The following is a 12,658-nucleotide window of genomic DNA, read 5'->3' as shown; positions in this document are numbered from 1 at the left end:
CCAGAACGTTAAGCCATTGCCGGGGCGGCGTTAATAGGGGCCGCATCGCTTCTCACGGATCCAACCGCATTTACTTTAACGCTCGGCCCTATCTCATTATAGGAGAGAACCGAAATTTGCGGCAGGCTGCGCTCAATCAGCCGTTTAAACGGACGACGCAACTGGGCGTTGCATAACACGACCGGTTGAACGCCGGTGGCGGTAATGGCTTTTTCAACCTCTTTGCCCAAGGCATTCAGGATCTGCTGGGTAAAAGCTGGGCTCAGGGCCAAGCCGCCATCTTCCATCAGGCCTTGAGCCATTTGCTCTTCGACTTCCGGGGCCAGGGTGATCACGGGCAAGTCACCGCTATCCGGATCCTGATGCTGTTTGCAGATGGCGCGCGATAACGCCATCCGGCATTGCTCGGCCAGGAAATCCGGGTCTTTGTGCACGCGCGCATGATAGCCGAGCGCTTCGAGGATAGAAGACAAATCGCGAATGGAGACGCGCTCTCGTAATAAATGCTGCAAAATAACATGCACTTGCGCCGACGACAGCAGATCCGGGATCAGATCGCTCACCAGCGATTCGTTTTGCCGCTTGAGATTGTCCAGCAGGTTGAGCACGTCGCCGCGATTAAGGATATCTGCCAGATTCCGCTTGAGGATCTCCGTCAGATGCGTCGAGACGACCGCAGACGCGCTCACCACCGTAAAGCCGTTGTCTTCGGCTTCTTCTTTTTGTGAGGCGCGGATCCACAAGGCGGGCAAGCCGAACGCAGGCTCACGCGTGGCAATGGAGCCGGCGGGCGGTTCCATGTTATCGGGATCGGTGTTCATGGCCAGATAGCGATCGGCCATAATTTCGCCACGATCGATCGTGACGCCGCGCAGCTTCACCTGATACTGGTTGGGGCCTAGTTGCAGATTATCCCGCACGCGGACAGAAGGCAGCACGAGGCCGAATTCCAGCGCAATTTGACGGCGAATCTGCGCGATGCGCTCCAGTAAATCTCCCCCGGATTCAACTTCAATGAGCGGCACCAGCCGATAGCCCATTTCCAGCTCAATGGCCTCGACCTGGAGCAGATCCATCACGTTATCTGACGATTTAGCTTTTTTCTTCTGCTCGGCTTTCTGGACCGCTTGTAATTGCTCTTGCGCCTGTTTCTGGTTGCGCTGGGAACGGACGAGCCAGAAGCTTCCGAAACCCGCAATCCCACCGATCGCAATAAAGGGAAGGGTCGGCAGCCCAGGAATAATGGCCAGCAGTAACATCATGGCCGCAACAATGCCGACTACCTTTGGATTTCCGAACATTTGAGAGCCGATATCATCGCCCAAAGAAGAGTCTTCAGTCTCCGACACGCGCGTCACCAGAATGCCCGTTGCGCTGGAGATCAGCAAGGCCGGAATCTGCGTCACCAGACCATCGCCCACGGTGAGAATGGTAAACGTGCTGGCGGCTTCCGCCAGACCCATTTTCATCTGTAACACGCCGACAATCAGCCCGCCGATAATATTCACCACAGCAATAATAATGCCAGCGATGGCGTCGCCTTTGACAAACTTGCTGGCGCCGTCCATCGTGCCGTAAAAATCCGCCTCCCGTTGAATTTGCACGCGCCGTTTTTTTGCGGAAGCCTCGTCAATCAAGCCGGCATTCAAGTCCGCATCAATGCTGAGCTGTTTGCCCGGCATGGCGTCCAACGTAAAGCGCGCGGCGACTTCAGACACGCGCCCGGCCCCATTGGTGATAACAATAAAGTTAATGATGACCAGAATAATAAAGATCAGCATCCCGACGACGTAATTACCGCCGATGACGAACGCGCCAAACGAGTGAATCACTTGCCCGGCCTCGCCATGACCCAGAATCAGGCGCGTCGAGCTCACGTTAAGCCCCAGGCGAAATAGCGTCGATACCAGCAAAATCGTCGGAAACGTCGAATACTCGAGCGTTTCGCGCGTGTACACCGTCACCAGCAGGATTGTCACCGCCAGCGCGATGTTAATCGTCAACAGGATATCCAGCGCAAGGGCGGGCAACGGAATCAGCATCATGGCGACAATGAGAACCAGCCCCACCGCCAGCAGGATGTCGTTGTGTCGCAAGAGCGAACGCCAGTTAAAAGAAGACAAAGGCTGTGCCATACGCGTTCCTGATTGCCTGAAAAAACCACGCTGCCGCATGTTCAGAATAGCGCCGGCTTTGATGCGAATCCTCCTCCGCCTGGACGAGGCGGCGAATGAACGGCCTCAGAAAGATGAAACCGGAGTCATTTTGATGGGTGATGTCCAGCAGACGACGAATGCATTTATACTAACGACAGGATAGAGTCCGGCCGATCGGCAGGTATGCTCACGCTTGATCGACCAGTCGACGCGAGAAAACTCCCACAGCCAATCCGGTGATTCATCGCGATTTGAAGCTCAACGCGCGTTAAAAGTTCTTCTCCCCTTGATGACGCGACTCAACGAACCCAAAAGGAAGCCCTCCCGTGCCTCTCGATGTGACAAATCAATTCCAGCGCCGCTTACGAGCTGTGCTTGAGCCGGAAATTACCAACGTGGAAAAACTGCTGCTCATTACGCTTATCGTCACTCTGGCCGTGTATGCAATTGACGCGTCAATCGGCGTCAATGTGGGACGGCAGCAACGCATGACGCTGGCTCAGGAAGCCATCGCCAAACAGGAATTAACAGCTCAGCAAGCGGCTGATTCACATGGCATCAACACGCGGCAGGATTAAAGAGAATCGTCCTCATGCGCGCGCAACGCGTGAGCGCTGCGGCCTGCGCCTGCCAGATACGCAAATAACAGCACGCCGGAAGAGGCGCTAATGCCCACGCGCATCCAGACGGGCAGCGTTTTATTCAGCGACACCATCCCCTCAATCAGCCCGGCGATGACCAGCAAACCCACGCAGCCCGCAACGAGAATTAACGATTCGCGAACCCGACTGTAGACATAAGCCCATCGCGGATTCTCCCCTGGGAACAGTAACGCATGGCCGACGATCATACCGGCGGCGCCAGCAATAAAAATGGTGCTTAACTCAATCACCCCATGCGGAATCATAAATAGCAGCAGCGGAAGCCCCATGTTGTAACGCATACAGACGGCCAGAGGGCCCCCGAAAGCGAAAATGCCGTTGTAAAACAGCGCGAACAGGGAACCGACGCCCCAAAACAGCCCGCCGACATAGGCCTGAAACGCCACCCGGATATTATTGGTCATCAGAAAACTGGATTTAGAGGGCGCGGCCTCGACGTCATCCACCCAGAGCCTGCCCTGCGCGACCTGATCGATCATTGCAGACGGCAAAAAGAAGGTTTCCGCAGAAGGGTTCAACGCCACCGTCGCCCCCGCAATGAGCGCCCCCAGACAAAACGTCAGGAACGCCACCCACACAAAGTAATGATTGCGCCGGAAACACCGTGGCAACTCATAGGCAATAAAATGATACACGCCACGCCAGTGCGCGGGCGGGGTTTCAAACGTGACGCCATGAAGCCGCTGCGTCAAATTATTCAGATACGGCGCCAGATACGCATATTGCGGCGACGATTGCGCCCTCGCCAAATCCGAGGCGACGCCTCGATACGCCAGACAAAGCGAACGTATGGCCTGCGGATTCACGCCCCGAAAACGCGATTGATTCTCCGCAAGGGTTTCTTCCAGACGCTTCCAGACCGGTTCGCGCTCTGATAGCCACTGATTAAACTGGGTCATCGGGGCATCCCATCTCCAGGCTTCTGGCGCGTCAAGGACGGAACCGATGCCGTTGGGGCGCGATTCAGGCCCGAGACGCTTCTGTTAGAATACCTCTAAACCGATGGGCGGGCCAATCGCTCAGCCGGTCGAACCCGAGTCCTTATTAAAGCCGCCCCATGTCAACGCCGTTTCAGGATATTCGTTCGTTATACGCCTTGCCGACAACGGATCAAACCGTGGTGAATCTTGAATTGGCCGGCTTGGGCAATCGCCTGATGGCGGCGCTGATTGATTTGGCGATTCTCGGGCTCTTAATGGCCGGCTCTTTTGTGCTGGCATTCCAAATCCGCCCCTTTAGCGCGGAAATTTCCACTTCCTTAAGCTATTTATTGCCTTTTTGCGTCTCCTTCGGCGGGTCTTTCTTGCAGGAATGGCTCTGGAAAGGGCGCTCAGTTGGCAAGGCCATGCTGTGCATTCGGGTCGTGCGCGTCAATGGTCAACCCATTGGCGTATGGGAAGCGTTGGGCCGCAATTTGTTCAGGATGATTGACGTCTGGATGCTGGGCGTCGGGCTGCTCGCGATTATGTTTACCCCTCATGAGCGCCGTTTCGGAGATTTTCTGGCCGGTACGATTGTCATTAACGATCGCGTCGTCACCCTCCCCTCCACAGAACCCGTCTCCAGTGCAGGGGCTGCCGGGGGCATACGAGCGCCTTCGCCCGCCCTACCGTCTTTACAGGAAGCCGGTCGGCGTCTGACGCCGGAAGAAGGCAGCCTCGTCGCAGATTTTCTGGTTCGCCGCGCGCAATTGCGAGACGAGAGCGCCAACGCGTTAGCGCAAGAGATTCAGGATTATCTAACGCAACGGCTGCATGCGCCCATTCCCGACGCCGTAGACGGGTTTTCCGCACGGGCGGCGCTGGAAAATCTGTATTGGGGGTTTCGCCAGGCCCAACGCGAGCAACAACGGGGCTTTTAAACGCATTTCAGTTTTTCAGGGATTGTTCTTATAGAAATCTCATAATTGACTCAGGTCCGCATGATTTAACCCTTCTGGCGCGAACCGGCGATATTATCAGCGCCAGCGCAACGGCCCTAAAAGATTAATCAGGCGCCGCTTAACGCCCGCCGCAGTTGCCAGCGCAGGCGCACGAACCATTGGTCCAACCCGTGCGGAATAACCGAGCGAAGCGTTAACGGTAAAATTTTTCTGAACCATTGCCCGCGCGTGACGTTGGGATCGCCCCAGGCGCGCGCCGCGACTTTTCGGCACAAGCCCGGCTGATTGTTCAAAAGCCGCTCCCGCGCCAGATAGCGATACACCCCGGCATAAGCCTGCGAACGGTATTGGCGGCATTCCTGCGGCAAGCGAGGCTCTGAGCCAAACAGCCAGTCAAATATCTTAAGGCAGCTCTCCAGCACGCGCTCGACATGCTCAGGCGACTTGGTCAGACTCGCCGAATGAATCCGGTAACGGTAGATATAGGCAGGCAGACAACGCACGCCTTCGTAATCGTCCAGATACAGGCGAACGTAATATTCGTAGTCTTCGGGACCGCAGAGGGCCTCGTTGAAAAATCCCACGCGCTCGCGCACGCTGCGCCGTAGCATCAGACCCGGCAACATACAGGTAATATCGCCGGAAACAATGTCGGGCCACGATTTAGGATAGCCCGCAGGCGGTCCCACGCGCCCTTCTCCCAGCGACGTCAATAGAATGGGCTGCTTCTCGAAGGCCGCGCCGGTTTCATCCATATACGACGCGAACCCAAAAGCGGCCGTCGCGCGCGGCTCGGCTAGCAGGACAGCAGACAAGCGCGCCAGCGCGTCCGGGAAATAAGCGTCATCGGCATCCATAAAGGCGATTAAATCGCCCTGAGCCTGACGGAACCCGTGATTGCGCACGCCGGCGGGATGCCCGATTCGCTCGACGGGAAAATACCGCACGCGCGGATCGCGAGACTGGTACTCCTGAACAATGGCGCCCGTCGCGTCAGACGAGGCGTCATCGACCACCAGCAGCTCCCAGTATGGATAAGTCTGCGAGAGAACCGACTCAATGGCCTCGCCAATATAATCGGCGGCATTATGGGCCGGCATAATGACGGAAACCAAAGGCCGTTGGCGGTCGTCAGCGGCAGAATCAGCTTCAGGTTTGGGGGAAAAGGACATACAAACGTCAGGCTCCGGGTCTAAGACGCTTTAGAAGGCTCTATCGGAAAGCGTCAAGAGCGTCGCGCGTCATGATTATAGCTCACGGGATCGGATCCGCGCGCCGCAATCGGCGTTGCAAGGGCGCCAATAAGACATCGCGCGCCATGGCGCGTTCCGCCGCAGAGGCCGTCCACGTAAACCACGCCCACGTCGCCAAGCCCAACACCAGGCTAACGGTCGCCGCAATCTCAAGCAGACGCGACGCGCCGCCATGCGGCAAGAGGGTTTCTATCAGGGTCAGAGCGGCCCACGCGCCCAGCACCGCCACCAGCGTGGGACCATGCACCGCCGCCAGATACGTGCGCAGGCTGACGCCCAATTCGCGGCAACTTTCGGCGATCAGGCTGAACTGATGCTGGATGAGTTGAGGAATCAACGTCCCCAGCGCCACGCCGACAATGCCAAAAGGCTTTACCAGCGCCAGACTGATGACAACATTGGCCAGCGCCGCCAGTACACTGGAGACGGTCAGATAACGCTGACGATTGGCCGCATACAGGAAATAACACGCAGGAATCTGCAAAGCCCCGCTCCAGATAATCGGAACAGAAACGGCCAGCACGGCCAGCGACGGCCCCAAGGCCATCTTCCCGGCAGAAAACAAGCGGAACAGATCGGGATAATAAAACGTAATTGCCAGCAGCATCATGCTGATTAGGAATCCGTTGAGCGCGCTCATACGCAAGAACAACAGGCGCGCTTTCTCTTTGTCCGTATCAGCGCTGGCGGCGCAAGCAGGGGTCATGAAACGCGCGAACAGGGGAAACGCGCCCTCGCTGATACGCACGCACAACTGAAGCGCCGATCCCGGCAAGCGGAAGGCCATTTCGTAGTAACCTACCGACGAAACGCCCAGAAACGCGCCGATTACCAGCGTGTCGATCTTATGAGACACAATGACGCTGACGTTCACCGCCATGGCATGGCCGGTAAGCGACACCAGTTTTATAAACGACGCCCGACAAAAAGCCACGCCCGGCCAAAAGGCCATGGGCTCAACCCGCAAGGCGTGCGTCGTAATAATGGCAATCTTCAGCAGCGCGCCCAGTAGACGAGCCGCCAGCAGGCCGGGCAGCCCGTAGCCGAAGGCGACCATCGCCAGACCGCCGCCAATACCGACAAGATTGTAAACCGTATCGGCAATGTTGCTCCATTGATGCAGGCAATGGCTCAGCAGCAAGGCCCGAAAATAACTCACATAAAGCGTAAGCCCGCCCTCAATCGCCATGAGGATTAGCGCCAGACGCGAGACATCCGCCAGCGCGGGTGAAACCCCGAACCACACGGGGAAAGCCGGCGCCAGCGCAAAGCCCGCCCCCACAGCAAGCGCCCCTAGCAAGGCGAAGAGGCTATGGGCAATTGTCATCAACTCGCGGCGCGACTGGGCATTATCGGGGCGGTCGCGATCAGCCTGCGTGGCGGACAGCAGACGCACCGCCGCATTGCCGAAGCCCAGATCGAGCAATTGGGTCAGCTCCTGCAAGCCCACCAGCATCATGTATAAGCCAAAGGGCTCGACGCCCAGATAGTAGATAACAACAGGCACCAGCGCCAGATTCAAGCCTTGGCGCACGACCACGCTGCCCGCGCCGCTGAGCATGCCTCCCAGAAAGCGCCGTGAGGCCATCAAATCGCTCCGGACGACGCGGTATCGGGATGTTCGTCCGATAACGAAGAAAGTCGCCACGCAAGCGTCACCAGCGTGGAAGCCAGCGTCCAGAACAGGATAGGCGCGTCAAACATATAGGTCATTTCATCAAAGCCGCACACCACCATAAAATACAGCGCCATGGCCAATGCCGTCGCCAGCAGCGGCCGGTTTTCGGGCTCGCAAATACGCGCGCTCATTAAGCGAAACGCGCGCCACGCCAGAGCCAGCACGGCAGCAAACATCAAATAACCCATGACGCCCAGATCATAGAGCAGGGCGATATAGCCGTTATGCACCATCATCAGCGGCTGGGCGTTGGTTTTGTTGTTATAGGTCAACTGATACACCCAGGCATTGGCGTCCGTAAACCCATGCCCGATGAAAATCCACCAGCCCGAAATATTGGAGATGAGGTAATTCCAGGTTTCGACGCGCCAATCCAGACTTTCTTTGGCTTCGAGGCGCGCCTCGAGAATCTCCGTAAAACTGGTTCCGGTAATCGTCGCGTATAAGAACGCCCCCAACGGCAGTAGAATCACCAGCGCCGCAAGGGCTCGGGGCAAGTGACGGCGCACAATGGGAGACGACAGATTCAGAACCGTGAGCAGCGCCATCGACAGCGCAAACACGCCAATGGCTGTTTTGGAAAGGCCCAATAAAAAGGCGATGAGATTAAGCAGAATGGCCGTCACCATCAGCCAACCGGAAACCCGCCCGTGATTCTCGCCCTGATAATACAGCGCCACCCCGAACAGATAGATCATCAAGAGGCCCATATGATGCGAAAACGGATTTGGGTGATTAAACAGGCCGGTTGCGCGCTGAAAACCATCCAGCATAATGCTGGTAAGCATGACAGGGTAACCGAGAATCGCGTAAAGCGCCGTCAGGCTGGAGACAATTAATAAACCCTTATTCAGAGCGTCAAAATACGCGCGCGGGCGAGACTGAATCAACATGGCAACGCTCGCCACGCCCATTGAGAGCAGGCAATAGAGATAAGCTGTTAACTGCACGCTGGCCACAGAGCCGTCTGAGAGCAAGCCGCCGCCTTCGCCCGCCATCATTTGCGGATCGGTCGCGTGGCTATTATAGAAAAAGTAATATGTCAGCAGCCAGACAAAAAAGAACAAATAGAACCGAAAATGCGGCGTATGCCGCCAAAGCGTGAGCCGATGCCGCCAGATAATAACAAGGGCGGGCAAGACAAAAATAACCATAATCAGCGGGCTGTAGCGGATATTGACGCCCATCCCCAAGAGCAGGTTATTGCCGTATTCGAGCAATCCCCACCCCATCACGATAAAAAATGCCAGCCAATGCGGACGTTGCTGTATGGCTCGAAAATACGAGATATAGCCCACAAGGCCCACGACTCCGCCCATCAGCAAAAAGAAACGCGGAAACCGCAGCAGGCGCGCCAATGTTTCGACGCCCAACAGGGGGAGCAGCCCAAAAATAAGCGCCGGGAGCAACAGACCGAGCGCTACCGGAACCGCCCAGTAGCCGTGACGGCGCCACGCGGAGCGAAGCGTATCAGTGAGCGAGGAAGCGTGCATAAACAGGAGTCCCTTAGGAAAGGGCCCGCGCGTTGCGAGCCCTAAAACGCATGATGATACCGCAGAGGCGCCGCGCCGGCATTAGCTGGCCTGATTTGCCGCACGAAACGGAATGAGGTTTTCTTGCCGTTGGCGCATGTATTTTTGGCGGATTTGTCGCTTGATTTCCTCGATACGATCGGCTTCGGCCAAGTGGCTTTCCAGACGGCGAATCAGGGATTCGCGTTTTTTCAAGCCTTGATAGGACCGTTGAAGCTCTTCGGTTTTTTCCTGAAGCATCAGGCGATCGCGCATTAAAATCGTCTGCATCCGCGGATCATCGTCTTCGAGCAATTCGCCGCGCAGCTCCAGACTGCCAGCCAGTTGCTCCAGACGCTTGGATTTTTGCTCGTAACGAGCCAGACCGCGTTTGTAGTCGATCTTGAGCATGGCCAGGCGTTGACGCAGCGCTTCAGGCGAGAGGTCTTCAGGAGCAACCGCCTCGCTTTCGCCGTTGGCTGCTTGGCGTAGCTGACGCGGCGAGAAGATATCATCCAGCGCCTTCTCGAAGGAGTCCGGCGCATCTGTGGCGGCGGCGCCGACCACAGGATCTCGCAACGTCGCGGGCGCAGCCGGTTCGAGGAAGCGCGAGGCCTGACGCCACAGGACTTTAAAGCGATCGTCCAGATTAAAGCGATAGCGCAACACCACGCTCACCAGACCGACCACCACGCCGAGCAGCAACGAGAGGAGGGCCAGTTGCAGTTTCGACGGGAAATTCGACTTGAGGGGCAAGCGCGCGCTGTCGACGATAAACACGTTGCTCAGCGTCTGCGCCTCTTTCAGACGCGCTTCGGTGAGCTTGCGGCGCAGGGCGTCCAGCGAATCGCTCAGGGAGGTTTCAGTCTGCTCGATGTTGCGCAGGCCTTCCTCTACCTTGGGAAACTGGCGAATACTGCCGTCGATGACGCTCAGGCGCTTGCGCAACGCGTTGGCTTCCTGACGCAGACGGATCACGTCGGCCTGGGCGCTTACGAGATCGCCCACCACGCGGGCGCGCGGCGCATCGGACACCGAATCGTTGAGGCTGCCGAGCGAGGCGTTACGGCCCAACGTCTGGCGCAATTCATCCCTCAGATCGCCTTTGACCTGATTCATCCGCGCGCGCACTTCTTTGACCTTGGGGTTGCGGTCGGTCAGGTTGCTGGAGAGATGGGCGTCGGTTTCCGACAGTTCATACAATTCGTTTTTCAGGCGCGAAATAGTAGGATTCATGCCGACGGCAGAGGCTTTCAGGGCCTGCTCCGGCGTCATGCCCAGCATTTTCTGGTAGCGGCTCAACTCCGCCTGACGGCCTTCAGCCGAGGCCAGCGTTTCGTTGAGGCGAGATTCAAAGCCCATGCGCAGCTTGGTCAGTTCCAGGCTCTCGCGTTCAGCGTCGATGGTTTTATTACTGCGCTTGAAATCGCTTTTAGTCGCGCGAACCGTCTCCAGTTTACCCGCCAGTTTATTGACTTCTTCTTCGAGATAGCGGCGGCGATTGCGCTGTTCTTCCTGATTCAGCTCCTGGCTTGCGTGCTGGAAGGCATCCAGCACCACAGACGCCATGCGCTGGGCAATCAGGGGATCGGTCCAGGTGACATGCAGATTGATTAAATCGGTCCCGCTCTTGTTTTTCGCCTTAATGATAGCCGAGCCGTCTTTGTAGTAATTTTGCCAATCCTGTTTGGTTTCAACGCCAATACGTTTGAGTTCGTTGGGATATTCTTTGAGTAAAAACGCGTAGACTTCTTCCATAATCCGCGCCGAACTCAGCAGCCCCATCGTATTGAGTACGGGGTTGGCGGCGTTGGACGACGTGGTTTTCTCCGCCACGTAAGTTTCCGCCTGAACGTAGCCCGAGGTAATCGCCGAATCCTTGATCATCACCCATGCATCGGAAGTATACGTCGGTCGATAGAAGCAGAACGTATACAGCAGCATCCAGCACCAGATGAACAGGGTAATCCCGGCCATCAGGCGGGCGTTTTCGCGGTAAAAGCGACTTTTCAGCAGGATGGAGATCGTCTTGGGGGCCATAAAAGGGAGTTCCTTTATATCAGGTCGCATCTCTCAGAACAGGACGGGGACAAAAGCGTTCACAAAAACGGGCATTCAATGCAAAGGGATAAGAATAGTATATACTTTTGAAATAATAAAAACGAGAGGCAGGCCAAAATTGCGCCCACGCCGAAACGCATCACAAAAGCGTTACATCTTCTGTCACAGGCCTATTGCGCGCGGCAGACGCATCGCTGCGCAAAACCAAAGCCCTACTTTGCGTTTAAACCAGTCTATAACGCCTGCGGCGTTCCCCCTGCCCTCAATCCCCCAGCCTGCGTCTTAAGCGGTAACGTCCAGAAACGTGGCGAAAGACTTCACGTTTTGTTCTTTCATTTTCTTCAATCCGTCGAGGCTAGCTTCCGCCGCTGCAGTTTGTGCGGCGCCAGCGCCAAAACGAGGACCCGTGGAGGATTGCGCTCCCCTGAGCTGGGCAAACATTGATGAGACCGCAAAACTCATTAAAGCATCCTCAAAAAGCTAAGTATAGACTATTATATGCTGTGCAGCAGGCCTTTGCAAGGGCTAATCATCCTCGGAGGCGTCCGCCATCGAGAGCGCGGGCGGGTCGTCGTCTTCGTCCAGCGCGTTGAGAGACTTCAGGGCCATACGGGCGGCCTCTTGCTGGGCCTCCTTTTTGGAGGCGCCTTTGCCAAACCCCAAGACTTCGCCGTTAATCAGCACCTGAATATGGAACGTCTTGCGATGCGCCGGGCCGGTCTCTTTGACGGTCTGATAAACCGGCAGGCCATCGCCTTCGGCCTGGGTCATTTCCTGCAGGACGGCCTTGTAGTTATCTTTGGTGGGGCTTAAATCGACGCGGGTCACTTCGTCCTGCAGAATATCCAGCAGCAGGGCGCGCACTTCGGCCATCTTGCCATCCAGAAACATCGCCCCTAAGAGGGCCTCAAAACAGCAGGCAATGTTAGATGACTTGCGACGGCCGCCGCTGCGCTCTTCACAGGCGCCAAACACCATGTAATCGCCCAGGCGGATATGCTCGGCAAAGCGGCATAGCGTCGCGTCGCTGACGATAACGGCGCGAATCTTGGTCAGCTCGCCTTCGCGATACTCCGGAAACCGCTCAAACAGATACTCGCTGACGATGAGCTTCAGCACGGCGTCGCCTAGAAACTCCAGCCGTTCGTAGTTGTCCAGCGATGAGAGCTTGTTTTCGTAGGTATAGGAACTGTGGGTGAGCGCGTGGTCATACAGCTCGTAATGCGCTTCATGGCTGGGCAAGCTCACCTGAAGCAATGCCAGGAGACTGTCTATCTGCGCTTTTCGATCGGGAGAAATCCCGTAATAGTCCGTCATGACCGGCGAGTGATTATCAACCCATTACTGAATCAACCTTTATTATACCCCCTGTAAGCGTCGGCCAACTGCAAGCCCGCGCAGCGAAACGGGACGCTCCCGTTAAAAGGAGCATCCCGGTTCAGGTGAAAGCGCAGA

General features: G+C 56.6%; 10 protein-coding genes. 2 read left to right on the top strand and 8 right to left on the bottom strand.

Annotated features, from left to right (window positions below):
* Positions 1-8 precede the first annotated feature (8 nt).
* The gene (gene flhA, locus IPK79_09265; protein ID MBK8190621.1) at positions 9-2,135 is read right to left on the bottom strand and encodes a flagellar biosynthesis protein FlhA; all 2,127 of its coding nucleotides are present in this window, start codon (positions 2,133-2,135) and stop codon (positions 9-11) included.
* 347 nt (positions 2,136-2,482) lie between these two features.
* Here flhA and IPK79_09260 point away from each other — a divergent pair, with 347 nt between their 5' ends.
* Positions 2,483-2,734, top strand: a complete 252-nt coding sequence (locus IPK79_09260) for a hypothetical protein (protein MBK8190620.1) — start codon at positions 2,483-2,485, stop codon at positions 2,732-2,734.
* Here IPK79_09260 and IPK79_09255 read toward each other — a convergent pair.
* Positions 2,731-3,717, bottom strand: coding sequence for a stage II sporulation protein M (locus tag IPK79_09255; GenBank protein MBK8190619.1), 987 nt, complete (start codon positions 3,715-3,717; stop codon positions 2,731-2,733). The genes IPK79_09260 and IPK79_09255 overlap by 4 nt on opposite strands.
* A 158-nt stretch (positions 3,718-3,875) precedes the next feature.
* On the opposite strand from IPK79_09255, the gene IPK79_09250 reads away from it, so the two are divergent.
* A complete protein-coding gene (locus tag IPK79_09250; GenBank protein MBK8190618.1) occupies positions 3,876-4,679 on the top strand; it encodes an RDD family protein in 804 nt (267 codons plus the stop codon).
* Positions 4,680-4,807: 128 nt separating this feature from the next.
* Here the strand turns inward: IPK79_09250 and IPK79_09245 are convergent, their stop codons facing one another.
* From IPK79_09245 to rnc, 6 genes are all read right to left on the bottom strand, one after another.
* Positions 4,808-5,872 carry a glycosyltransferase gene (locus IPK79_09245; protein MBK8190617.1) on the bottom strand — a complete coding sequence of 355 codons (1,065 nt, stop codon included), beginning with the start codon at positions 5,870-5,872 and terminating at the stop codon, positions 4,808-4,810.
* 82 nt (positions 5,873-5,954) lie between these two features.
* On the bottom strand, positions 5,955-7,541 hold the full coding sequence (locus IPK79_09240) for an oligosaccharide flippase family protein (protein MBK8190616.1): 1,587 nt from the start codon (positions 7,539-7,541) through the stop codon (positions 5,955-5,957).
* Entirely contained in the window at positions 7,541-9,124 is a 1,584-nt protein-coding gene (locus IPK79_09235; protein ID MBK8190615.1) for an O-antigen ligase family protein, read from the bottom strand. Before IPK79_09235 ends, IPK79_09240 begins: the two co-directional genes overlap by 1 nt.
* 81 nt (positions 9,125-9,205) lie before the next feature.
* The gene (locus IPK79_09230; GenBank protein ID MBK8190614.1) at positions 9,206-11,182 is read right to left on the bottom strand and encodes a hypothetical protein; all 1,977 of its coding nucleotides are present in this window, start codon (positions 11,180-11,182) and stop codon (positions 9,206-9,208) included.
* 303 nt (positions 11,183-11,485) lie between these two features.
* On the bottom strand, positions 11,486-11,665 hold the full coding sequence (locus IPK79_09225; protein MBK8190613.1) for a hypothetical protein: 180 nt from the start codon (positions 11,663-11,665) through the stop codon (positions 11,486-11,488).
* Positions 11,666-11,728: 63 nt separating this feature from the next.
* On the bottom strand, positions 11,729-12,520 hold the full coding sequence (gene rnc, locus IPK79_09220) for a ribonuclease III (protein MBK8190612.1): 792 nt from the start codon (positions 12,518-12,520) through the stop codon (positions 11,729-11,731).
* Positions 12,521-12,658 lie beyond the last annotated feature (138 nt).

The organism is Vampirovibrionales bacterium (genome assembly GCA_016712355.1).
In the GTDB taxonomy this organism is placed as follows: domain Bacteria; phylum Cyanobacteriota; class Vampirovibrionia; order Vampirovibrionales; family Vampirovibrionaceae; genus JADJRF01.
This window is presented reverse-complemented; position numbering and strand designations above follow the sequence as displayed.